Below are 23013 nucleotides of genomic sequence, written 5' to 3'. Positions count from 1 at the left end.
GGTCCGCCCTCCCCTCGTCCGAGAAGTCGCTCTTGCCGTCGCGGTTAAGCTGTTCATTATCATCGCCGCGGCAATTTATATTTATGGCTCCGGGCAGCGAGCAAGGATAGACGCGGCAACGGTTCAGGCGCGCGTCATCGGAACTTTCGTTCAACAACCTTAGGAACGTTCGGCCATGTCCACAACGCTCGACGTTGTACAGCTCTCAAGGCTCCAATTCGGCCTGACGGCCATGTATCATTTCCTGTTCGTGCCCCTCACGCTCGGCCTCTCGCTTTTGTTGGGCATCATGGAGAGCGTCTATGTCATGACCGGCAAAGAGGTCTGGCGGCAGATGACAAAATTTTGGGGCGCGCTGTTCGGCATTAATTTTGCCATGGGCGTTGCCACCGGCGTCACCATGGAATTCCAGTTCGGCATGAACTGGGCCTATTATAGCCATTATGTCGGTGACATTTTTGGGGCTCCGCTTGCCATCGAAGGCTTGATGGCCTTTTTTCTCGAGGCGACCTTCGTCGGGCTCTTTTTCTTCGGCTGGAATCGGTTGTCCAAGGTGGGACATTTATGCGTCACCTGGCTGGTCGCCGCGGGCGCAAATCTGTCCGCGCTCTGGATCCTCATCGCCAATGGCTGGATGCAGCATCCCGTGGGATCGCATTTCAATCCCGAAACGATGCGGATGGAGGTGTCGGACTTTGGCGCGATCATTTTCAACCAGGTGGCGCAGGAAAAATTTGTTCATACGGTGAGTGCAGGCTATGTGACAGGCGCCATGTTTGTAGCGTCCGTCAGCGCGCTCTACCTGCTCCGCGGCAAGCACATCGCGATGGCACGACGATCAATGACGGTCGCCGTAAGCTTTGGCCTCGCCTCCGCGCTTTCCGTCGTCGTGCTTGGCGATGCGAGCGGATATACGGCCACCGAAAACCAGAAAATGAAAATCGCCGCGATCGAGGCGATGTGGGAGACTGAGCCGCCGCCGGCATCGTTCACGCTGTTTGGATACCCGAACCAAGCCAAACGCCAGACCGAATATGCCTTGCGTCTTCCTTGGGTATTGGGCCTCATCACAACCCATTCCATCGATACGGAGGTGCCTGGAATCAAGGAACTGGTCGAGCGCAACGAACAACATATCCGGACCGGGCTGATCGCTTATTCAGCCTTGCAAAAATTGCGGGCCGATCATACCGACGCAAAGGCGAGCGCGGCGCTCGATCAATACTCTGGCGATCTCGGCTACGCGCTCCTCCTCAAGAAGTTTCTTCCAAACATCGAGCAAGCGAGCGACGCGGACATCTCGAAAGGGGCCTGGAGTACCGTGCCGGACGTGGCAGCCCTGTTCTGGAGCTTCCGCGTCATGGTCGCCTTTGGCTTCCTCTTTATCTTTCTTTTTGGTGCCGCCTTTTTCCTCGTATCGACCGGGCGGCTATGGAAGTCGCGCGCATTGCTTTGGACGCTGGTCTTCGCTTTGCCGCTGCCTTGGATTGCCGCCGAGGCCGGATGGTATGTCGCGGAAGTCGGGCGACAGCCTTGGGTCATCGAAGGGGTCCTGCCAACTTTTCTTGCCGTGTCGAGCCTTTCCGAGCAGAACGTTCTTGTCACGCTCTTCGGTTTCATCGGCTTCTATTCCGCGCTCCTGATCACCGATGTGTATCTGATGGTGAAGGCGATCCGCTTGGGCCCCGGCGGTTTTTTTGCAGAACCGAGGGAACAAGCCGTTCACGCCGCGAGCAGCGCCGAATGATTTTGGAAGGAGTGATTCATGCCCGATTATGAGGTCTTGCGGCTGGCGTGGTGGTTCCTGCTCGGTGTCTTGCTGATCGGCTTTGCGGTCACCGATGGGTTCGACCTTGGCGCGGCGATGCTGCTCCCTTTCGTGTCTCGAAATGAAAGGGAACGCGAAATCGTTTTGACGACCGTCGAGCCGGTCTGGGAAGGCAATCAGGTTTGGCTGATCCTTGGAGGGGGCGCCATCTTCGCGGCTTGGCCGATGCTCTACGCAATCGCCTTTTCTGGCTTTTATCTTGCGATGTTCGTGGTTCTGGCCGCCTTGATCCTACGTCCAGTCGGTTTCAAGTTTCGCTCCGAAGTCGACAATCCGGTTTGGCGGGGGGTATGGGACGCGGCCCTGTTCATTGGCGGCGCAGTTCCGGCCCTGATCTTCGGGGTCGCTGTCGGCAATGCATTGCAAGGCGTCCCCTTCCGCCTCGATGACACCTTGCGGATGACCTATGAAGGCAGCTTTTTTGATCTTCTCAATCCTTTCGCGCTCCTCTGTGGGCTTGTCAGCTGCGCGATGATTGTCATGCATGGGGCCACCTATCTCGCCCTCAAGGCAGACCCGGTGATTGCCGATCGCGCGGCGGTTTATGCGCAGCGCGCCATTCTGGTGTTGCTTGCCCTTTTTGCCATTTGCGGAATTTACGTGAGCCTCGTAATCGAGGGCTATCAAATCACCAGCGAACTCGCCCATGACGGCCCGTCGAATCCTTTGTTCAAAACCGTGACCCGCGCAAGTGGTGCTTTGGTTTCAAATTATTGGACATATCCCTGGATGCTGATTGCCCCGGCAATGGTCGTGGTCGGCACAATGCTGACAAGCGTCTTTTTGCGCGCGCGGCGCAATGGTTTTGCCTTGATCACAAGCGGTATCGCGGTGGCGGGCGTCATCGCCACGGCTGGGCTTAGTGCTTTCCCGTTCCTGCTTCCCTCATCGATAGAGCCGAACGCGAGCCTCACCATCTGGGACTCCTCATCAAGCCGTTTGACCCTGCTGTTCATGCTCATCGCCACCTTGGTCTTCATGCCGATTATCCTCGCCTACACGTCCTTCGTTTATCGTGTACTGCGCGGACGGGTCATGTTGGCCGACGGCGGAAACAGTTCCAGTTCCTACTGAGAGAAAGTCCCGATGTGGTATTTTTCCTGGGTTCTCGGTGTTAGCCTCGCCGTCTCCTTCGCGATCATCAACGCCTTGTGGCAAGAGCAGCAATCCTTCATGGACGCGGGGGATCCCGAGGATCGGAGCGACGGTCACGGCGCGTGACTCAAGGGCTCAGATTCCCTCGTATTCCGCCCAGCAATCAGGCGTTTCGTACACAACGACGCTGGCAAGTTGCGGCAGCGCCTTATTGGTTCGGTCCCAAATCCAGATCGCGATATTTTCCGCGGTTGGATTTTCAAGCCCCTCGATTTCATTCAAATGATGATGGTCGAGGCGCTCCAGGAGCGGCGCGAACGCGGCCTCGATTTCAAAAAAATCGGCCACAAAGCCGGTGACGGGATCGACCGCCCCTTCAAGCCGCAATTCGACGCGATAGGAATGCCCATGCAGACGCTTGCACCGATGTTCGGCAGCCACATTTGGCAAAGAGTGAGCGGCCTCGAAGCTGAAGGCTTGCGTAATCTTCATGCGTGGATTTTCACCTCAAAATAAGTCACGGCAAGCCAATCAGCTTATGGGTTTGCACACTGAGCCGCCAGCGCGGATGATCGAGACAATAGGCGACCGCTGCCGCCGTATTCGCGGCGAGGCTTTCGCCATCCATAGGCTGCAGCCAGAAATGATCGAAGGCGAGTTCCGCCAAGGCATCGGGCGGAAGGCCCGGTTGCGGGAAAACCAGCTTCAGTTCGGAACCGGAGGGTACGACAAGGGGCGCCCCTGCTTTTGGACTGACACAAAGCCAATCGACGCCGCTGGGAGGCAAGAGCGTGCCATTCGTCTCGACCGCAATCTCAAACTTGCGCGCATGCATCGCGCCAATCAGTGCCTCATCGAGTTGCAGAAGAGGTTCGCCGCCGGTGAAGACAACCAGTCGGTCCGCTCTTCCGCCGGTCCACTTGCTCTCGATCGCGGCGGCGAGCGATTCCGCATTGCCGAAGCTCCCGCCGCCGACGCCATCCACTCCGACAAAGTCGGTATCGCAGAAGCTGCAGGTGGCGTCCTCTCGGTCACTTTCTTGGCCGGACCAGAGATTGCAGCCAGCAAAACGGCAAAACACGGCAGCACGCCCCGCATTGGCGCCTTCGCCCTGGAGAGTCAGGAAAATCTCCTTGACCGCATAATTGCCCATGCGTTCGCCCCAAGCGTGATTTTGAAAGGGAGAACATCACGCAAAAGAAATAACCTTGGAGCATGACCGCCCTGGCGGATCATGCCCCACGCAAAAAAGGACCCCTCGCGAGGTCCCTTTGCAGAAACTGGCAGCGCTTGGACGTTAGATCGCCTCTGTGATCCATTTCTTCAACTCGCCCTTCGGCGCGGCGCCTACCTTGGACGACGTCATCTTGCCGCCCTTGAACAGCATGAGCGTCGGGATGCTGCGGATCCCGTAGGCACCGGCCACACCCGGATTTTCGTCGACATTGAGTTTGGCGATCGTAACCTTGCCCTGCATTTCGGCTGCGATTTCCTCGAGCGTCGGCCCAATCATCTTGCAGGGACCGCACCATTCAGCCCAGAAATCGACGACCACAGGTCCGCTGGCCCCCACCACTTTGTCTTTAAAATTGGCATCCGTAACTGTAACGGTGGACATCGCCATCTCTCGAAGATTCATGCGTGGGACCATACCCGCCGCAGATTACCCGCAAAGTAAGAAGGCGGGGGCCCTTCGTCAAGCCGCGCCGCGGCGCACAAGGAGGCCTCCGCCGCTCTCGGAAATCCTGCCGTGCCGCGCTGCAGCTTTCCGCGAATCAAAAAATAATGCGGACCGCATGAACCTTTTTCCTCGCTCGGGCGACCAAAGGATATCGGGGCTCGAAACCGGGCCCCCGGACCCGAAGGAGAAGATCAATGCGCAAGTTCAATTTGAAAGCGACCGTGTTCAGCGCCGTGGTTGCAACGGCCGCCCTCACAGTGGTTTCAGCCGCACCGGCAGCGGCGTTCGGCGGCGGCGGTGGATTTCATGGAGGTGGCTTCCATGGCGGTGGGTTCCATGGTGGCGGGTTCCATGGCGGCGGGTTCCACGGTGGCTGGGGTCACCACGGGCATTGGGGCCATGGTCATGGATGGGGTTGGGCCGGATACGGCGGATATTACGGCGGATGCGTCATCAAGCGCTATTTTGACGAAGACGTCGGGGTCGTCGTCCGCAAGGTTTGCTACTGAGCCCTCGATAAAGCTGTGGTCAATCGGCCGGTTCGACTGAGCCGGCCGCATTGCCGCTCCCCTCATCCGTTCGATTCCGGATGGTGACTTATCTCACGATTTCCAACCGGCGCTTGACTTTGCCTGCGGTGGCCCGAAGCTGCTGCAAATCAAGCTAGGGCCACGGACACGATCAGGGGATGGATAAGCTCTCGGACGAGGACCTCATCAAGCACATCGCTGAGGGCAGCCGACTAGCCCTCGAGGCGCTTTATGGGCGCCACCGGGTGAAGCTGTACCGTTTCCTTGTCCGTCTGACCAACAATGAATCGGCTGCCGAGGATATCCTCAGCGATGTCTTCTTCAATGTTTGGCAGCAGGCCGGACGATTTGAAGCGCGCTCAAGCGTATCGACATGGCTTTTTGCGATTGGCAGATTCAAGGCGCTGTCAACGCGGCGAGAACGTCAACACCTCGAACTCGGTCCCGACGAAGACTTGATCGAAGACCAAAGCGATGACCCGGAAAATCTCTTGCAGAAATCCGATAAGAGCAAGCTCATGCAAAATTGCCTGAAACTCCTGTCGGTGCCGCACCGCGAGGTCATTGATCTCATCTATTACCATGAGAGGAGCATCAAGGAAGTCGGAGAGATCCTCAACATTCCGGAAAACACGGTCAAGACGCGGATGTTTCATGCACGAAAACGCCTCTCGGAATTGCTTGTCGCTGCCGGGGTGGACAGAGGTTGGCCATGACGACGACAGATGATCCGCGTGAATTTGAGCATGTCGAGAGCCTGCTTCCCTGGTACGCCAGCGGAACACTTGCGCCCGAGGATATGCGCCGCGTCGAACTGGCGCTTGCGCAAATGCCAGAATTGCGAAGGCGGTATGAGCTTATTCTCGAAGAGCGCGCGGCAACCGCCACCTTGAACGAAGGCCTCGGTACACCCTCGCTGCGAGCCAGAGAGAGACTGTTTGCGCGAATTCAAAGTGACGCCGCAGAGGCACCAGAACTTAAAAAGTTCGAACTTGGACCTTGGCTGTCCGAGCTGTTTTCTGCCTGGCAGCCTCGCTCCCTGGCATTGGCAGCCCTAGTGGCGGCCTTTATCGCCGTAATCGAGGCTGGCCTGCTCGGGGCAATGTATTTTGGCTCCGGGGAAACGGGCGCGACCTACGAGACAGCATCGGCTTCCAAGCAGGTCACCGAGCAAGGGACCTTCCTCCTTGTCGCATTCGTGCCGGAGGCGACGACGGCTCAAATCCTGAACTTCCTGGAGATCCGCAAGGCATCGATCGTTCAAGGGCCCTTGGCAGCTGGCATGTTTCGTATCCGAGTGAGCGATAAGGCACTTTCCCCCGAGGAGCTGTATGCCATCGTGGTCTCGATGCGAAAGGAAAGCACCATCGTGCGCTTCGTCGCGCCCACCTTGTGATTGCGTTTTGATCCGGGTAACGCACTCGTTTCGGCCAACCGAAACCGGTGATGAGGGAGTTAGTCATGCCAGGCCCATCGCCTCGGGAAGACCGAACTCGGAACTTGCACGGCATGGCCGAGCCGGTGTCCCCTCCGCGCAGACGCTTATGCGCGCTCGCTCTGCTGCTTTGCAGCGGGCCAATTCTTTTTCCTTTATCCGCGCAAGCCGACCCGGCCTTTTTTGGTCGCTCCGCTGCAATGGGAGGAGGCTCTCCCTTTGGTTTCGGACATGGCCAAATCCTGGGCCGCGGGGGTCCGAATGGCCCGCTGCCGGAAAGCGGGCATCGCCACCCGCACTATCCACCTTGGGATGGGCCTCGCCATTTCGGGCGCCATCCGATCGGACCTTACTATCCCGACCCTTACCCTTGGCCGCACCCTGGACGCCGGCCGATCCCCGTCATCGACCCAAGCGACGAGAATCCGCCGCCTCGCAGGCACAGGCATCATATCGTGGCTCCGAAGGTCGAAGCCGCCAAAAAGCCGGTCGAAAAGAAAATCGTGGTGGCGCCGCGCAAGCTGGTGGCCAGCCAGCTGCCGCCGCGTTCCCATCACGTCGTGACAGCGGCGCACGATGATCGCTTCGTTCCGGACGAGGTGCTATTTGAACTTCGACCCGATGTTCCGCCGCAAATGGCCGAGGCCCTTGCCAAGAAAAATCGGCTTCGATTGCTCGGATCGCAAAGCCTCCCGTTGATCGGGACAACGATGTACCGCAGCCGGATCATCGGCAAGCGTTCGGTTGCAACCATCGTCGCCGCCCTTCAAGCCGATCCCCGTTTTTCGGGGATTCAGCCAAATTATCTCTACAGCCTTCAGGCCGACCACACAGGCACGCTGTCCGAAGCCCAGTATGTCGTCCCGAAAATGCATTTGACCGAGGCTCATGCAATTTCCACCGGCGGCAGTGCCCTTGTTGCCGTGATCGATTCTGGAATCGACCAATCTCATCCCGAAATCGCGAATGCCGTTAAGGAAAGCTTCGATGGCGATGCGGCAAATCGGGACGCGGGCGTGCATGGTACGGCAGTTGCCGGGATCATAGCCGCTCACGCTGAACTTACCGGAGTGGCACCGCAAGCCCGCGTCCTCGCCGTGCGCGCTTTTTTCGGCAAAGACGTAAAAGCCGTCGCGCGCGGCACGACCTATGATATTCGCGCCGGCATCGAATGGGCCGAGCAACACGGCGCGCGCATCGTCAACATGAGTTTCGCTGGACCTCAAGATCCGGCCCTGTCCCGCGAACTCGCTGACGGAGCGCACCGCGGAACGATATTCATCGCGCCCGTCGGCAATGAGGGCAGAACGGCAAAGCCGCTTTACCCGGCCGCAGATGAGAACGTTATCGCGGTCACAGCCACCGACCGAAGCAATGCGATTTTCAAGGATGCCAATCCATGTCCCGCCACCTGTGTCGCGGCCCCTGGCGTCGATGTGCTCGTCGCTGAACCGGGCGATGCTTATGGCTTCCTCTCCGGCACCTCGATGGCCGCCGCGCATGTGAGCGGCGTTGTCGCGCTTCTGCTCGACGCCAAACCAGATCTCGGGCCCAGGGCCGTGCGGGAAATTTTGTTCAACACAGCGCGACATTTGCAGCCAAGCGAACCCGGGCAAAAATCTATCGCAGGCATTGTCGATGCCTATGACGCGCTCGAAGCCGCCGCTCCGCATTTTGCGATAGAAGCAGCCCCGAGCGATGAGATTTTGGCCCCACAAGAACCGCCCAAGGCGCAGGCATCGGAGGAGCACGTCCCTTAGGCCACGTCGGCTTTCGAATTAAGCGCTTTCAACGCATCATCCAGCAGCTCGCCGGGGAGCGTGACGACAAGCGGGCCGGCCGTCCAAATCAACAGCATGCGCAGACGCTTCTCTGGCCAGAGCGACGCCAGAACCGCGCGATAGAGCGCCATCTGGGCCAGATAGGCGGGCGGGGTCTCGGCCAGCGCGCGGGGCGTACCGGTCTTGTAATCGGCGACGAGAATTTCGCTTGCGGTTTCGCCGATCCGATCGACCTGACCGAGGATATCGATCGATCCCCCTTCCGCCAGCTTCACTGTGCCGACCACCGACACTTCCGCTTTCGAGGTCTCACCGAAGAGACCGGCAAGAGACGGCGTATTCAAAACGTTCAGCGCTTCACCGGCGAGACTTTGGCGTGCCGCCTCGGCAAGGTCGGGGGCGCGGGCCAGCAAAAACTCCATGGCCTTGGCTTGGCGACGGGGCGCCGCGACGCCAGGTAAATATTGCAGCAAAGCATGGAGAAGCCTGCCCCTTCGCAAAGCCTCGCGCCGGCCTTTGGAGAGGCTTCCCCCTTCCAAATGATCGGCGGCCGCAAGCGCATTGGAAGGCCTCACCGGTGGCTTCACATCTTTTTCAAACGCCACCGGCCGCGAAAGCCAATCCGGGACGCCTGAGACAATGTTCGAGGGCATTTCTTTCAGCATAGGCACCAAATCCGGCCCGCCGCTCGGCTCGCAGACACGGCGCGAAATTTGTTCCTCACCGTTCCAGAATGCCGGCACGGACACCAAGCCCGGTTCCTCTCCCAAAGTCTCCTCGATCATCTCCGCCCAACAGCCTGCGTCGCGTCCCCTCGTGCCGTGAAATCCAGCGAGATAGAGCCGCTCTTCGGCCCGGGTCAGCGCCACATAGAGAAGCCGACGGTACTCCTCGGCCGCAGCCTGGCGCGACTCTTCCCGCGCCAGTGCAACCGCCGCACAATCAAGATCCTTTTTGGGCGACCAGGCGATAAGTTTCCGACCCGGCACGCGCGTGGGGAGGGCAAAGATGCAGGGATCATGCGCCGGCGATGGCGCCCGGCAGCTGTCGGGAAGAAAGACGATTTTCGCTTCGAGCCCTTTCGCCGCGTGAACCGTCATCACCCGCACTGCGTCGTGGCCGGACTCCATATCGCGCTTGATCGAACATTCCATGCCCGCGACGGCATCGAGAAATGTCGCCAAAGCCGGCGAGGTCTCGCTTTCATGCGCCAAAGCGAGCTGCAGGAACTCATCGATAGCATCTCCCGCCTCGGGGCCAAGCCGTGCCTCCAGGGCGCGTCGCCCGCCATCGGCGCTCAGCAGGCGTGAATAAAAGGCAAAGGGGTTGTCGGCCGCGCGGGCCTGCCAAACAGCTATCTTACGCGCCGCTTCGACGTGGCGCGGATCGAGAGAGCCTTTGAGCGCATCGAAAAGACTGCCGGCCCGGCCCGGCGCGAACCGTAAGAGATCTTCGTCATCGAGGCCAATCAATGGCGATTTCAACACGCAAGCGAGCGTAAGATCATCTTGCGGCAGCCGCGCCACCCGCCCAGCCGCGACAAGATCGATCACCGCGATATGACTGGCGATTTCCAGCCGGTCGGCGCCAGCGGTTGGAATCCTCTTCCTTTTCAGGGCTCGGATCATGGCCTCGAAGAAGGGTCCCCGCGAGCGTACCAGTATCAGAATATCGCCGGCGGAAATGTTCCGCGGCCTTCCTGTTTGACCATCGTGCACATATTCACCTGACCCGGGAGCCATGAGGTCCGCGATCTTTTGCGCGATCCGCTTGGCGACCAGACTTGGCGGGTCCTGTGGGTCGAGGATGTCGAGCGGCAAAGTCCAATCGCGTTGGTCCTCGCGCTCCTCCGGGCTGACCGCAGGCCAAACCTCGATGAGACCGGGAAGCTGATGCTTCAGGGCTTCATGCGGCATCCAAACATCATTGGCCGCAACGAGTCCTATCTGATATTCGCGTCGCGAAAAAACCCGGTCGACAGCAGACAGCACGCCCGACACTGAGCGAAATGACAGAGTGAGGGGCACATGCGTGAAGCTCTGCGCGCCGGCCGTAAACCGCGTCTGAAATCTTCGCCGCATCTCGGCGAACATATGCGGGGCCGCACCTTGAAAAGAAAAGATCGATTGCTTTTCGTCGCCGACCGCAAAGAAGGTCCGCAAGGCCGAGCTGCGCCCCCACCCCGCCGTGAAATCTTCCGTAAGCTTCTCCAAGATCTGCCACTGGGATTCGCTGGTATCCTGGGCTTCGTCGACGAGAATATGATCGATCCCCGCATCGAGCTTATAGAGCACCCAGCGTGCATCCGAGCGCTCCAGCAGGGCCAAGGTCTTCTCGACCAGATCGTCGAAGTCGAGAAGCCCCCCGGCTGCTTTCTCCATATGATAGCGTTTGAAGATCGCAGCCGCGATTTCGGTCAGCGCGCAGGTGCGTTCGAAAGTTGCCGCAGCCTTATGTCTAATGCGCAGGGGCTCGAGCCGGTCCTGCTCGTCACTAAGTTCGGCGCTCATCTTCGGATATTTGGCGGCAAGGCTGTTCGTCAGGAGCTTTTGGGCTTTGCTTCCTTTGCCGCCTTCGGTAAAAAAGACTGAGAGATAACACTCCAGGCAATCTTCCAATTGTCCCTTCGAATACGCTGCCCCCCCACGCCGCAACAGAACCGCTTTTTTCTTGTCGTTGATGTTGCCTTCGTCGAGCATATCCGCAAGATCGGACCAGCGCTTCGGTGCGATCCCATGCTCGATCATTTCACTTTCGATCTGGACTGCGCCTTCGCCCTTTGCCAGACCCAACGCCTGGCGCAGGCTCTCCTTTGATTGAAGCTCCACCCCTGCCCGAGCCATCGCCCGATGTGTCATGGCCTCCTGGATCAGATCTTCGAAGCCCTGCGCGCCGCATTCCTCCACAACGCGTTGAACGGCCGGGGCAAGCCTGCTTCTGCCGGAGTTTGCCTCTGCAAGAACGTCGCGCCGAGCCCAGTGCAATAATTCCGCCTGGCGGAGCTCATCGGGAACCTCGAAGCGCGCCGGAACATTCGCCTCGAACGGAAACAGATGCAGCAGCCGCTCGCAAAAAGCATGAATGGTTTGGATTTTCAGACCGCCCGGCGTCTCGACCGTGCGCGCGAACAGTTTCCTGGCGACGGTCAACCCCTGCCTGTCCGGCGCGGGCGCTCCGATGGCAAGGATCATCTTCGCAAGTTCATCATCTTCCGCCCGCGTCCAATCGGCGAGCGTATCGAACACCCGCGAAGCCATGTTCGCGGCGGCCGCCTTCGTGAACGTCAGGCAAAGGATTTTCGAAGGTGCCACGCCCTGAAGCAGAAGGCGCACGACCCGTTGCGCCAGCACATGGGTCTTGCCGGACCCGGCATTGGCCGAGACCCAGACCGAATGATTTGGATTTGAGGCCTGATGCTGCTTTGCCCGCGTGTCGGACGGGATCTCGAAAAATGGCATCAGCCGCCACCGCCTTCCGTCTCGCCGCCTTGCGACCATTCCTTGACACGCGCCAGGTGATCATAGGCATTGTAGCGCTTGGCGAACTTCGGAAACGGACGCGGCGGATAGGCGGCCGCCGGATCGCGGAATTGATCCAAGAGTTCCAGCAGGCTCTTATAATGCTTTTCCGAAACATCCATGAAGTTTCCATTCGCCTTGAAATCGACTGGCTTAACTTCGCCCCCCTTGGCGCCAAGCAGTTTGAGATAGACGCCATCAACCGAGCGAACAGTTCTGCCAAGATCGAACCCGCCCCGCAAAACCATTGCCGCCTCGAGTGTGAGCTGCGGCGCGAAGCCAACCAGAATTTCCTTTGTTCCCGGCGGCGTCCCCGTCTTGTAATCGACCAGCGTCACGCTGCCGTCGGTATTCAGCTCGATCCGGTCGGCGCGCGCGGTCAAGGTAAAGACGGAACCATCCTCGAGGTGGATATCGAGCTTGCCAGCCAATTCGGTCTTGATCTCGACGATCCTGTTGCGGCGCCGCGCCTCGAAGTCGAGGTAGAAATCGATGGTCCGTTCAAGCCGCGGCCATTGCAAGGCGACAAAACTCTCATCCTGCAAATGGGCGACAAGTCCGGCGCGTAGAAATACCAGTAGTTTTTCGCGCGCGTCGGGTGGCAGCGGCCCAGCCGGATGATCGGCAACAAAGCTCTCCAGCGCATAATGCACGGCGCTGCCCAACTCCCTGAGGCCGGGCATCGCGCCAAGCGGGTCAAGTTCCTTGAGACCGAGAATTTTTTCGGCGTAAAGGGCGTAGGGATCGCGCCGAAGCGTCTCGATCTGGGTCACGCTGAGACGGGTCGGGCGCAGCTCGACCGAGGGTTTGGGAAGCGGGCGCTCGGACGGCGCCGCGGAGGAAACCGGATGGTCGATCGCCTGCGCCAATCGCAGATAATAATCGCCGCGTTCCCGGCAAGCGTCCCACGCGGCCCCCCGAGCGCCGCCATGCGCTGGAGAAAGCGCGAGGCGACCACCGGCGAGCCGGCGCGCTTGCGGGCGCGACTCAGGATGACCTTGGACTTGCCCATGGCTTGGACGAAATCATGGGCCGTCTGACCAAGTTTACGCTCCGGCGGCGTCAGCCCCAAGGCCGCGCGCATTGGCCGATTGAGAAACGCATCGGTGCGCGCTTGCGGCGGCCATACCGTTTCGTCGAGGCCACCCAGCAAAATCACATCGACATCGACAAGACGCGCTTCGAGCAGTCCGAAAATTTTAAGGCGCGGATGCGCGCGCTTCGGTCCGCGCAGGACAACCTCACGCGCGACTGCCGCAAAGAAATGCGCATAAGAGTCGACATCGAAGTTCAGGCTGTCAAGGACGTTGGCCGTGAGTTCATCGAATAAATCTTCAAGCGCCGCCCGATCCTCATCAATTTCATCGTCGCCCAGGATCGCCGTCAGCACCAGCCGATGCGCCGCAAGCCAGCTTTTGAGGGGTTGATCCCCGCGCAGGTTTTGAAGCGGCGCGAATTGAGCCCCGAGGCGATTCAACAGATCTTCGAGGGCCGCCCAATCCGCTTCGGAAATACGCTGCTTCGCGGGGTGTGAGTAAACGTCCTTGGCAGCCTCGCGCGCGGCGGCAATCAGCGTGGACGCCTCGCCGGCAAGACCTTGCGCGGCGCAAGGGGACCGCAACAACCCAACTTCGAGAAGCGGCGCGAGGCGCGCAACTTCGCTTCGCGCCAGCCCAAGCCGCACAGAAGGATGGCCGAGAAGACCCGCGACATCCGCCGCCGCCATTCCGCTAGCGACGCAGGCGATCACGAGCCGGGCGAGAATGCCAATAGGACTCGCGCTGAGCGGCTCGCCGGCGGAATCATCGGCCTCCACGCCCCAGCGCCGCAATTCCGCGCGCACCCTGGCCGCGAGTTCTCGATCCGGTGTCACGAGCGCCGCCGTTTCCCCCGGTGTCTCCAGAACCTGCCGCATGGCGATGGCCAGCGCCAGCGCCTCCTCCCGCGCGTCGACGGCCTCGATCAGGCTTATCCCCCCTAAGGCGGACTCTAATTCAACAGGGTCCACACGACTGCGATAGGCGTTCCAGGCGTCGGTCGCGTCCGCAGGCAGCAAGGCCTGCGACACAAAGCTTTCCCGCATGACGAGAGGGGCCGCGACCTCGCCGAGGCTGACGATCTCATCCCGCTGCACTTGCAACAAAACCAGGAGGCGGCGAAGCGAAGCCTGAGGATGGGTGAAGGAATTTTCGGCATCGGGAGCCGCGCCCACGATCATCGCCCAGGCGTGCGCGTCCATTTGCTGATCGAGACCGGGCAGAACGACCGCTCCCCGCGGCGCCCGCGCGATGGCCGCAAGGAGATCGGCCGTCGCGCGATTGGAGCCCGTCGAACCGATCGCGATGACCGGACCTGTCGTCCCGCCCTCGCGCAATCTTCTGCTTTGCGCTTCGATCAGCGCCATCTGCCGTCGCGCCTTGTCGACCAGACCGCGTTGCGAAAGTTCGTTCGGCCAATGCTCGACGGCAATCGTCAGGAAATCGAGCGTAATCCGCCAATATTGATCGAACTCGGGCAGAACCAGCGGATCGAGTTTTTCCCAAGCCACGTCCTCGATGATCATTTCATCGATCAGGCTTGCAAGCTCGCCGGATAGATACCAGGCATCGGCGGCGGTCTTCGCCACGAGAAAAGATTCGCTTTGATCAACTTCGCGGTTGCCGTTTGCATCGACCGAGACGATCGCATGGCTCAACGCGCGCGCCCAGGCCAGGATCAGTTCGGTGAGCAACATCCGCCGCGCGATCTCGCCCACGGCCTCGGGAAGATCGAGGGCGCCAGCGGCTTCCTCCGCAATCTCAATCCCAGTTGCTTCGAACAGAAGGCTCGTCTCGGTTTCCTCCAGCGCGCCGAGCGGCAGGATGCGCGGCAGAAGCATCGAGGGACGCCCCAGCGCGCGGCCAAGTTCGTAAGCCAGCGCGCGGGCGGCGCGCCGCGTCGGCACATAGATCGTGGCGTCGGCGATTTCGAGCGGCCCGAGACTCTTGGAATAGCCCACAATGATGCGGCCTTCGAGCAGCGCCGTGGCGAAGGTTTTGAGAAACGGCGCCCCGGGCGCAATCGTGAAGAGTCTCTTGTTTTGCACGTGGGTTTTTCAGGTGATCTATGGCAGTTGTCGCCGCCATCATGCGGCCTGCGAACTTGGTATCCTAAAGGGTATAAGCGGCTGTCCACAGGTGCGGGTTGAGCCGGGGAAACTGGGAGTTGGTCAGGGATGCGCTCGCTATGAGGGTGGAGCGCACAAAGCCCGCAGCTAGCTTGAACGTAGCAGAAGACTTTGCTGGCGTTGCTCCAACTTCACGCCTAGAGGCGCTGATCGTCGTAAGCGATCGCATGAAAACACCAGTGGAAATTCGTCCCATACCTCGAAAATTGCTGCACGTTTATCATCCCGTCTGGTTTGATGGAGCAACAGATAACGACAGTCTTACTTTATTATTTTTTTTGAGGATCAAACTATGGGCAAATCCCATCCGTTTTCAATTTATCTTCTGAAGTCGGGCTATGACGCCACAAACTCCCTGAAGCAGGACCATAGCCTGGGAAGCGCTGCAGCCGCTGAGCTTCCGGCAAACGCTACGCTCTACATCCTGGATTCCGATCCGAAGCCGCCTTGGTGGAAAGACTTTTTCGGAGTGCAGGCGGATCTTTGGCAGGAGCATAAAGGCGCGCTTGTCTTCCTACCAGTCGCGGACCGCTACTTCGCTCTGTCCTTTGGGCAAGTGTTTCACCACCTCAATGACGAAGCTTACGAGTATGATTTTGGGCTGTTAGTGACGCTCAATAGCGTCGACCCGAACGAACTCAAGAGCGCCGATATGGTCGAGCCTGGTATCGCACGCCGCAAGCGGACTCAGGTTCCGGTATCGACTGAACTCACCTATCTGGACTTCGATGGCAACAGCGAGATCATCAAATGCCTCACCGGCAAGGTAAAAAAGGAATATGAGGAGCTGTTCAAAAATGCCACTGGCTCGGTAGCTCTGAAGGTGAACTTGAAGCTGGGACCGAATGAGCTGGCGCAAACGTGCGAGAAGCTCCTCACGCTCTACGGAAAGGAGGACTATAAGGCTGCATTTCCCAACATTCAAAATATCGCTCCTGTTAAGGATCCTAGCAAGATCGCCCATTTGGACGAGTTACTTCTGCAGGCTCTTCGGCAGCGGGAAGGTCACGTTACACTCATGGTCCCTGATATTGTGGATTATCGCGACAACACGTGCTGCGTTTTCGAAGGTGACAGGGTAACAAGCGAGATTTTCCCCGATATTTCGCTTGAGCAGTTTTATGAATTTTTGGGTGATGATCTTGTTGATGTGCTAACTATTGATGGGCTCAAGAACTACCGCATGCGGCTCACAGACGCAGACGGTTACGGCAGTCAATCATACAGTGCTTATCGAACGCTCATCTTTGATGCAGAGCTAACGGAAGAGCAGGTTATCTATCACTTGTGTGAAGGGGGATGGTACAGAGTAGAGAAGAGTTATGTTGCGCGGCTCAAGACTTATCTTGATAAGAAATGCGAGGATAGCAACCTTTGCCCCTATGACCACGACGGCATCAAGGATGGCAAAGCAGTTTACAGCGAAAGCAACTACAATGCAGCCATTCCCGCGTGGGTGAACCGTTTTATCTGCCTTGATCAAACTGATATCAGTCCAGCCGGCAACACGGCGATCGAACCTTGCGATATTTACACTGTTGAAAAGGATCCCTCCGGTTCAAATGGACATCGCGGGGTGCTCTATCATCTGAAAATTTCAACCCGGTCATCCCATCTGAGCCATCTATTTAGCCAAGGCGTGAATTCCATTGAGTTAATCGAACTCGAACCTACGTCGCGGAACAAGATGAAGAACTTGCTGATCGCTAGGCTAAATGGAAACGATCAGGAGAGGTACTTGGCGCCTATTGAAGCTTTTGATTTCAAGGTAATCTTCGGAATCATCACACACAAAGACAAAGCTCTTAAATCCGGCAATCTTCCCCTTTTTTCCAAGATCAGTCTGATGCGTAATATGCAGCGGCTCGACCTTATGAAGGTGCCGTCGGCACTCGCATTCATCGAAGACATAAGTCCCAAGAAAAAGGGGCATCCGAAACATGAACAGATCACTGTTGAGGTTTGTGCCTTGAAAGATGGAAAGACCGAAGTGCGACCTTTCGCCGGACAAGGGTTCAATACGGGAAAGCCAATTAAGGGTTGCCCTAAACAAATCCGTGAAAGCGCTGTTGGCACCAGATTCATGCTGTCCGTCAAGAAGTCAGGCGATGGTGATCTATCGAGCTTCCATAGCTGGCCATTTCAGCGGGCGGCATAAAACGTCCGTGTCTCCGAGAGAAGCATCATCGAATTTCCATCGAGCGTGGATGCTGCGGATGACAACCACGCTGTTCGATGCACCCACTGGTTCGCGAAACCTGAGATCACTTCGAAAGGCCAATTCAGCTTGCGCTTGCCGCGCTGCGGTGCTTAAGTTGTTGCATCGCAGTCCACTCCATTGGAGGTTGACATGTCGCATGCGGCACGCTCGGCGTTGGTTCTGCAGGGAGGCGGCGCGCTTGGCGCCTATGAGCTCGGCGCGGCGCGGCGACTCTACGAGGATGATCATTTCGCCCCCGACGTGATCGCCGGGGTTTCCATCGGCGCAATTACCGCGGTGCTGCTGGCGCGCCCGGCCAAAGGTCTGAAACCGCTCGAAGCGCTCGAAGCGTTTTGGGATAAGATCACAGTTTCCGGATTGTTTCTTCCGCCGGCGTTCCGGCCCTATGCGTCGGTTCTCGGCAATCCCAATTTCTATGTGCCACGGCTCGATTATTTTGCCTTGCCGAGCTGGACCAATATTTACGACACCGAACCGTTGCGCCACACGCTCTCGCAATTGGTCGATCTCGATGCGCTGGCCGACACGAATGCTTCGCCGGGTCTTCTGGTGACCGCGACGGATATCGCGGAAGGCCAGATCGAACATTTCTTCAGCCGCGACCAAAGCCTGTCCTTGGACCACATTGTTGCGAGCGGCAGTCTGCCGCCCTCGTTTCCCATGACGGTAATCAAGGGCAAATATTATTGGGATGGCGGATTGTTCGACAACACGCCGCTCGGCGCCGTCCTCGACACGATGGATCGGGCGCGGGGCGTGGCGCGCACGATTTATGTCGTCAATCTCTTCCCGAACAAAGGGCAGATTCCGCGCACCATGCAGGAAGTCACCTCGCGGACCAAGAACCTTCAGTTCGCCAACAAGACGGCGCAGGATGTGAAGATGCTGCACCGGATCGACGAAGTAGCCGATTTGATGGAGGCGCTTGAAAGCCTGCCCGGAGGCAATCCGCTGAAAGACAATCCGGCCTTTGAGGCGGTGGCGAAACGCGGCTATGTTCGTGTGCCGCGCATCATTTCAATCACGCGTCCGGAACCGATCGACGGCCTCGATGGCGCCGATTTCTCGCCCGAGACCATCAAGCAGCGTGCCGACGAAGGCTACGCAGAGACCGATAAGGCGCTGGCGGCATAGCTGGCCCCCAGCTCTGCTTGACGCAAGCCGCTCAAAAGCCTACCTAAAACAGACAGACCTAGGGGATCCCCGGCAGGGGGCTGAGAGGCTGGCAGCGCTGAAAGGCGGCCCGGCGACCCTTCGAACCTGATCCAGCTCGTACTGGCGTAGGGATGGTGATGTCGCTTCTTTCCTTCATTTTGCCCCGCGTCTCGCCGACCCTGCACCCGCAGGGAGGGATGGCTTGATGCGCATTCGAATCCTGGGCGCGGGGATCGCGGGCCTGACCGTGGCATTCGAACTTGCCCGGGCGGGGCAAACTGTCGAAGTGCTCGAAGCCCGCGAAGGTCCGGGGCTTGGTTGTTCCTTTTTTGCGGGCGGCATGCTGGCGCCCTGGTGCGAATCCGAGACCGCCGAGCCGCTCATTTTTGATCTCGGTTTGGAATCCCTGAAATTCTGGACAACCACAGTGCCCGTGGCCATGCAGCGGGGAACTTTGGTTGTCACCACCGCACGGGACCGCGTTGAGCTGACGCAGTTCGCGCGGCGCACCAGCGGTTTCGAGCCCATCGCCGCGGAAAAAATCGCCGCGCTCGAACCCGATCTCGAAGGGCGTTTCGAGGAGGCTTTGTTTTTTCCGCAGGAAGCCCATCTCGATCCACGTGCCGCCATGTCGGTGCTTGCCGCGGCTCTCGCTGGCTTCGACCAAGTTACGCTGCGCTACGGCGTCGATGCGCAATCTGCTTTTGGTGCGCCCGATTGGACGATCGATTGCCGGGGACTCTCGGCGCAAGACGCCCTGCCCGACCTGCGCGGCGTCAAGGGCGAAATGCTGGTTCTCTTCACGCGCGAAGTCAGCCTCGCGCGGCCGGTGCGTTTCATTCATCCCCGCCATCCGGTCTACATCGTGCCGCGCGGCGACGGGCATTTCATGATCGGCGCTACGATGATCGAAAACGAGGAAGCCGGGCGGATCACCGCGCGCGCCATGCTCGAATTGCTTGGCGCGGCCTATCAGCTCCACCCGGCTTTCGCCGAGGCGGAAATCGTCGAGACGGGTGCCGGCGTCCGGCCGGCGTTTCCCGACAATCTGCCAAGGATCCGCCGCGAAGGCCGAAAAATCTATGTCAACGGCCTGTTCCGGCATGGCTTCCTGGTCGCGCCCGCGCTCGCGCGCAGGGTCGCGCAGATCGTGCTCGAAGACGCTTATTTTCCGGAGGTCATGGATGCAAATCCAGGTAAACGGCAAAGCGCTTGACGTCGGTGCGGACACGCTTGCCGCGCTGCTTGCTGAACTCGATTACGAAGAAGGGGCCGTGGCAACCGCGCTCAATCAGAATTTCGTGCGCAAGGTGGATCGCGCCAAGACCCTTTTGAAAGAGGGCGACGCGGTCGAAATTCTTGTCCCCCGGCAAGGAGGCTGAGATGAGTCTCGACGCTCTGACCCTTTATGGACTCGAGCTTTCTTCGCGTCTTCTGGTTGGGACCGCGCAATATCCCTCGCCCGCGATTCTTTCGCGCGCGATCACGGCGGCGAAAGCCGAGGTCGTGACCGTTTCGCTCAGGCGCGAGTCGGGGGCAAGCCGGGCCGGCGAAAATTTTTGGTCGCTGATCCGCGAACTTGGGGTTCGGGTCCTGCCCAACACCGCCGGGTGCAGCAGCGTGAAGGAAGCAGTGACCACCGCGCAAATGGCGCGCGAGGTTTTTGACACGCCTTGGATCAAGCTCGAAGTCATCGGCGAGGAAGACAGTTTGCAGCCCGATGTGTTCGGTCTCGTTGAGGCGGCCTCGATTCTTTCCCGCGAAGGGTTTCAGGTTTTTCCCTACACCACTGAGGATCTTGTCGCGGCGGAAAAACTTTTACGCGCGGGGTGTGAGGTTCTCATGCCATGGGGATCTCCGATCGGTTCCGGGCGCGGCCTCAACAATCCTTATGCGCTGAAATCGCTGCGCGCGCATTTTCCGCAGGTGCCGCTGATCATCGACGCCGGGATCGGCACGCCCTCGCATGCGGCGGCCGCTATGGAAATGGGTTTTGACGCGGTCCTTTTGAACACCGCGATTGCCAAGGCCGGCGATCCTGTCGGGATGGCCCGCGCCTTCGCGCTCGCGGTCGAGGCTGGGCGGCTCGGCTACCGCGCCGATCCGATGCAGCCGCGCGACATGGCCGCGCCTTCGACTCCCGTCATCGGGCGCGCGTTCAGCGACCTCGCGCGTGCTTGATCCGTTTTATCTGATCGTCGATAGCGCCGCCTGGATCGCGCGGCTTTTGCCTTGCGGCGTTCGGCTCGTGCAATTGCGGATCAAGGACAAGCCGGAGTCGACGGTTCGCGCCGAGATCAAAGAGGCCAAGGCACTTTGCGAGCAGCATGGCGCGCAGCTTATCGTCAATGATTATTGGCAAGACGCAATCGAAGCGGGCTGCGATTTCGTTCATCTCGGACAAAGCGATCTCGATACGGCGGATTTAGCCGCTATCCGCCGCGCCGGGATGAGGCTCGGTGTCTCGACCCATGATGACGCCGAATTGTTCCGGGCATTGGAAGTGGCACCGGATTATATCGCGCTCGGGCCAATCTATCCGACGATCTTGAAGGCGATGGCTTTTGCGCCGCAAGGCTTGGACCGCCTTGCCGAATGGAAAAAGAAGATCGGCCGGATCCCGCTAGTAGGCATTGGCGGAGTCACTTTGGACCGCGTCGCCGGCGTTCTCGAAGCGGGCGCCGATAGCGCCGCGGTGGTCACCGACATCACCTTGAACGCGGACCCCGAACAACGCACGCGAGACTGGGTGACAGCGACGCGAGGATTCGTGCGCACGCCCTCACCCCTCGTCTCGCGGTGACTTCCGTTCGACGTTGCGGAGGTTCCATTCGACAACCGTGTCGGCCGCAGTCTCGCCGTGAATAACAATCTGCGCACAACTGCGCGGCCCATCGGGTGCCGCGAAATAAATGCTTTCCTCAATGTCCACCAAACCATTTGCGGTCTCGAAGAGCCAGCGCCCGCCATCGGGCAAGACGCAAAGCACGGCGAGGCCATCGCGCACGCGCTTCAGCCGCACATTCGGGTGAATGTGGAAGCGCACCGCAAAGGGATGTTTTTCGACCGGCTCACCAGGCTCCGCGGCCCGCAGACGGTCCACGCCCTCGAGCATCTTGCCATCCTTGTGCAGCATGACGAAACGCTCATGGATGACACCGAACCGGGCCGCATAGCCATTATGCCCGACAAGCACGGTTGAACCGGAAGAGTCGTCATGGCGCTCGACGTCGACCTTGTCCGGCCCCGCAACGATCTGATCGCCGAGCCATTTGCTCAGCCCAGCGTGCGACGCGAAGCGGCAGGACGATATGTCGTCGATGACAAGAGTCGAATGGGCCGCCGTCATGCGGGCGGCTTCGCGCGCCGCAGCGCGATTGGCGTCGGGCGCGCCGCAATTGATGACCAGCCTATGCGCACCCACCGAAAATTCGAGCGACGAACAACCGGCATGCGCGCGATTTGAAAAAATTTGCGGCGGCGGCCGGCCCGCGTCAATCAAGGCAATCGCGTCCGCCGTTTCCAGGCGCTGGTAACCGGAGTGCCGCGCGCTGGTCAGCGCCTGGGCCCGGACGTCGTCATAAGCCAGGATGGTGGCAAGCAGTTCGGGCGGCGTGACACCCATGCCGTTGAAGAGGCCGAGCGTCCCATCACCATGCCGGAACAGGCGCAGCATCGGCAACATGCGGTCGATGGCGTTGAGGAGTTGGGCGGGCGCCTGCAAACCACGGGCGGCATAGGCTTGCCGCAAAGGAAGCAGATCAGGAAGAAGGTCGAGCAGGATTTCCGGATTTCGGCTGATATGGCCACCATCCGGAAGGACTTGGCGGTCAAGCTCCTCGGCCAGCAGCTTGGCACCGCGTTGAGGAAGCCGGCCCGTCCCCTCCGCGCAGAGGCCGAGTTCAGCCAAGGCAATCGCTGCAAGGAGCCGCGGTTCTCCAGCAAGGCCGCCAGCGATTTTGCGCTCGAGAAACACCTGAGTTCGGCCGATCCCCTTCATAAAGCGGCGGTAGAAGGCCCGGTCCGCCCCATCGAGGATCACCGGCGATTGCGATAAAAAGGCGAGCAGGCGACGGGCCGCGACCTGCGGTTCCCACGCCGGGATTGCGCTTGGCTTGCCCGCAATGCTCAAGAAATCATCGACCAGAGCCCGGGCGTTCGCGCGAGCCACTGCGGTATCGGCAGCCCGCAAATGCCGCAACCATCCAAAACCCGCAAGCGCCCGCGCCCAGGCGGCCGATCCGGTCTCCAATTCGAACGGCGAGCGGCCATGCGCATTGACGATCTTACCGCCGAACGCGAAATAGCCGGCGTAAATATCGGCCGCAAGTGTCGGATCGCTGGTTCGGATATCTTGCGGCGCGATCAAGAGCCGCTCCGGCGGCCGCCTCCGCAATCCGATGGCGGCGCGCCAGGGTGCGCCGAGAGACCGCCGCAAAACCAATCCGGCGCGTGCGGCGAGGACTCCGACGACGCGCAACCGTTCCTTGAATGTCGCGCCCGCCAGGGGACTACCTCCTCATTTCCATGCCGCCCGTTTGCCAGGACCGTGACGCGGCCAGCAAATCTTGTCGCTGGCATATCGTCGTTTCAGCCGAGCGAT

18 protein-coding genes, 2 pseudogenes and 1 riboswitch are annotated in these 23013 nt (G+C 59.6%); of the genes and pseudogenes, 13 read left to right on the top strand and 7 right to left on the bottom strand.

Features of this window, described 5'->3' with window-relative positions:
- The first annotated feature begins 175 nt into the window (after positions 1–175).
- The 3 genes from CU048_00385 to CU048_00375 are packed head-to-tail and all read left to right on the top strand — an operon-like array spanning position 176 to position 3049.
- Positions 176–1747 (top strand): cytochrome d terminal oxidase subunit 1, encoded by a 1572-nt coding sequence (locus CU048_00385; protein QBR69990.1) that lies wholly within the window; start codon positions 176–178, stop codon positions 1745–1747.
- 18 nt (positions 1748–1765) lie between these two features.
- Positions 1766–2902 (top strand): cytochrome d ubiquinol oxidase subunit II, encoded by a 1137-nt coding sequence (gene cydB, locus CU048_00380; protein QBR69989.1) that lies wholly within the window; start codon positions 1766–1768, stop codon positions 2900–2902.
- A 12-nt stretch (positions 2903–2914) separates the two neighbouring features.
- Complete coding sequence (locus CU048_00375) at positions 2915–3049, top strand: cytochrome bd-I oxidase subunit CydX (GenBank protein ID QBR69988.1); 135 nt, start codon at positions 2915–2917, stop codon at positions 3047–3049.
- A gap of 9 nt (positions 3050–3058) precedes the next feature.
- On the opposite strand, the gene queD is transcribed toward CU048_00375, so the two are convergent.
- From queD to CU048_00355, 4 genes are all read right to left on the bottom strand, one after another.
- Positions 3059–3415 carry a 6-carboxytetrahydropterin synthase QueD gene (gene queD / locus CU048_00370; protein ID QBR69987.1) on the bottom strand — a complete coding sequence of 119 codons (357 nt, stop codon included), beginning with the start codon at positions 3413–3415 and terminating at the stop codon, positions 3059–3061.
- Positions 3416–3440: 25 nt separating this feature from the next.
- Entirely contained in the window at positions 3441–4076 is a 636-nt protein-coding gene (gene queE, locus CU048_00365; GenBank protein ID QBR69986.1) for a 7-carboxy-7-deazaguanine synthase, read from the bottom strand.
- A gap of 144 nt (positions 4077–4220) precedes the next feature.
- Positions 4221–4541 (bottom strand): thiol reductase thioredoxin, encoded by a 321-nt coding sequence (locus CU048_00360; GenBank protein QBR72535.1) that lies wholly within the window; start codon positions 4539–4541, stop codon positions 4221–4223.
- Positions 4542–4619: 78 nt separating this feature from the next.
- Positions 4620–4799 carry a hypothetical protein gene (locus CU048_00355; protein ID QBR69985.1) on the bottom strand — a complete coding sequence of 60 codons (180 nt, stop codon included), beginning with the start codon at positions 4797–4799 and terminating at the stop codon, positions 4620–4622.
- A gap of 89 nt (positions 4800–4888) precedes the next feature.
- Between CU048_00355 and CU048_00350 the strand changes: the two are divergent.
- From CU048_00350 to CU048_00335, 4 genes and pseudogenes are all read left to right on the top strand, one after another.
- A pseudogene (locus CU048_00350) lies at positions 4889–5047 on the top strand (hypothetical protein).
- Between the two features lie 245 nt (positions 5048–5292).
- Positions 5293–5850: an RNA polymerase subunit sigma gene (locus CU048_00345; GenBank protein ID QBR69984.1), complete on the top strand. Its 558-nt coding sequence runs from the start codon at positions 5293–5295 to the stop codon at positions 5848–5850.
- Positions 5847–6530 carry a hypothetical protein gene (locus CU048_00340; GenBank protein QBR69983.1) on the top strand — a complete coding sequence of 228 codons (684 nt, stop codon included), beginning with the start codon at positions 5847–5849 and terminating at the stop codon, positions 6528–6530. The genes CU048_00345 and CU048_00340 overlap by 4 nt, the downstream gene beginning before the upstream one ends.
- 50 nt (positions 6531–6580) lie before the next feature.
- The gene (locus CU048_00335) at positions 6581–8329 is read left to right on the top strand and encodes a peptidase S8 (GenBank protein QBR69982.1); all 1749 of its coding nucleotides are present in this window, start codon (positions 6581–6583) and stop codon (positions 8327–8329) included.
- Here the strand turns inward: CU048_00335 and addA are convergent.
- A complete protein-coding gene (gene addA, locus CU048_00330; GenBank protein QBR69981.1) occupies positions 8326–11808 on the bottom strand; it encodes a double-strand break repair helicase AddA in 3483 nt (1160 codons plus the stop codon). The two genes, CU048_00335 and addA, sit on opposite strands and share 4 nt — an antisense overlap.
- Positions 11808–14953: pseudogene (gene addB / locus CU048_00325) on the bottom strand (double-strand break repair protein AddB). Before addB ends, addA begins: the two are co-directional and overlap by 1 nt.
- A gap of 373 nt (positions 14954–15326) precedes the next feature.
- Here addB and CU048_00320 point away from each other — a divergent pair.
- The 6 genes from CU048_00320 to CU048_00295 all read left to right on the top strand — a co-directional run bounded on the left by CU048_00320 (position 15327) and on the right by CU048_00295 (position 21213).
- The gene (locus CU048_00320) at positions 15327–17192 is read left to right on the top strand and encodes a sporadically distributed protein, TIGR04141 family (protein QBR69980.1); all 1866 of its coding nucleotides are present in this window, start codon (positions 15327–15329) and stop codon (positions 17190–17192) included.
- 192 nt (positions 17193–17384) lie between these two features.
- Positions 17385–18389 carry a phospholipase gene (locus CU048_00315; protein QBR69979.1) on the top strand — a complete coding sequence of 335 codons (1005 nt, stop codon included), beginning with the start codon at positions 17385–17387 and terminating at the stop codon, positions 18387–18389.
- A gap of 50 nt (positions 18390–18439) precedes the next feature.
- A riboswitch (TPP riboswitch) is annotated at positions 18440–18559 on the top strand.
- 56 nt (positions 18560–18615) lie between these two features.
- Positions 18616–19626 (top strand): glycine oxidase ThiO, encoded by a 1011-nt coding sequence (gene thiO, locus CU048_00310; GenBank protein ID QBR72534.1) that lies wholly within the window; start codon positions 18616–18618, stop codon positions 19624–19626.
- The gene (gene thiS / locus CU048_00305) at positions 19595–19792 is read left to right on the top strand and encodes a thiamine biosynthesis protein ThiS (protein ID QBR69978.1); all 198 of its coding nucleotides are present in this window, start codon (positions 19595–19597) and stop codon (positions 19790–19792) included. Before thiO ends, thiS begins: the two co-directional genes overlap by 32 nt.
- A 1-nt stretch (position 19793) precedes the next feature.
- Complete coding sequence (locus CU048_00300; GenBank protein ID QBR69977.1) at positions 19794–20591, top strand: thiazole synthase; 798 nt, start codon at positions 19794–19796, stop codon at positions 20589–20591.
- Positions 20584–21213: a thiamine phosphate synthase gene (locus CU048_00295; protein ID QBR69976.1), complete on the top strand. Its 630-nt coding sequence runs from the start codon at positions 20584–20586 to the stop codon at positions 21211–21213. Before CU048_00300 ends, CU048_00295 begins: the two co-directional genes overlap by 8 nt.
- Here CU048_00295 and CU048_00290 read toward each other — a convergent pair.
- Entirely contained in the window at positions 21193–22917 is a 1725-nt protein-coding gene (locus CU048_00290) for a heparinase (protein ID QBR69975.1), read from the bottom strand. The genes CU048_00295 and CU048_00290 overlap by 21 nt on opposite strands.
- Positions 22918–23013: the final 96 nt, after the last annotated feature.

The sequence above is a fragment of the Beijerinckiaceae bacterium genome, from assembly GCA_004564215.1.
Classification (GTDB): domain Bacteria; phylum Pseudomonadota; class Alphaproteobacteria; order Rhizobiales; family Beijerinckiaceae; genus Methylocapsa.
This window is presented reverse-complemented; position numbering and strand designations above follow the sequence as displayed.

Coding starts and splice junctions, on each gene's coding strand:
- thiO (QBR72534.1), top strand. CDS start 18,616: ATGCGCATTCGAATCCTGGGCGCGGGGATCGCGGGCCTGACCGTGGCA.
- CU048_00340 (QBR69983.1), top strand. CDS start 5,847: ATGACGACGACAGATGATCCGCGTGAATTTGAGCATGTCGAGAGCCTG.
- CU048_00320 (QBR69980.1), top strand. CDS start 15,327: ATGGGCAAATCCCATCCGTTTTCAATTTATCTTCTGAAGTCGGGCTAT.
- CU048_00345 (QBR69984.1), top strand. CDS start 5,293: ATGGATAAGCTCTCGGACGAGGACCTCATCAAGCACATCGCTGAGGGC.
- CU048_00315 (QBR69979.1), top strand. CDS start 17,385: ATGTCGCATGCGGCACGCTCGGCGTTGGTTCTGCAGGGAGGCGGCGCG.
- CU048_00300 (QBR69977.1), top strand. CDS start 19,794: ATGAGTCTCGACGCTCTGACCCTTTATGGACTCGAGCTTTCTTCGCGT.
- CU048_00335 (QBR69982.1), top strand. CDS start 6,581: ATGAGGGAGTTAGTCATGCCAGGCCCATCGCCTCGGGAAGACCGAACT.
- CU048_00385 (QBR69990.1), top strand. CDS start 176: ATGTCCACAACGCTCGACGTTGTACAGCTCTCAAGGCTCCAATTCGGC.
- thiS (QBR69978.1), top strand. CDS start 19,595: ATGCAAATCCAGGTAAACGGCAAAGCGCTTGACGTCGGTGCGGACACG.
- addA (QBR69981.1), bottom strand. CDS start 11,808: ATGCCATTTTTCGAGATCCCGTCCGACACGCGGGCAAAGCAGCATCAG.
- CU048_00375 (QBR69988.1), top strand. CDS start 2,915: ATGTGGTATTTTTCCTGGGTTCTCGGTGTTAGCCTCGCCGTCTCCTTC.
- CU048_00360 (QBR72535.1), bottom strand. CDS start 4,541: ATGTCCACCGTTACAGTTACGGATGCCAATTTTAAAGACAAAGTGGTG.
- cydB (QBR69989.1), top strand. CDS start 1,766: ATGCCCGATTATGAGGTCTTGCGGCTGGCGTGGTGGTTCCTGCTCGGT.
- queE (QBR69986.1), bottom strand. CDS start 4,076: ATGGGCAATTATGCGGTCAAGGAGATTTTCCTGACTCTCCAGGGCGAA.
- queD (QBR69987.1), bottom strand. CDS start 3,415: ATGAAGATTACGCAAGCCTTCAGCTTCGAGGCCGCTCACTCTTTGCCA.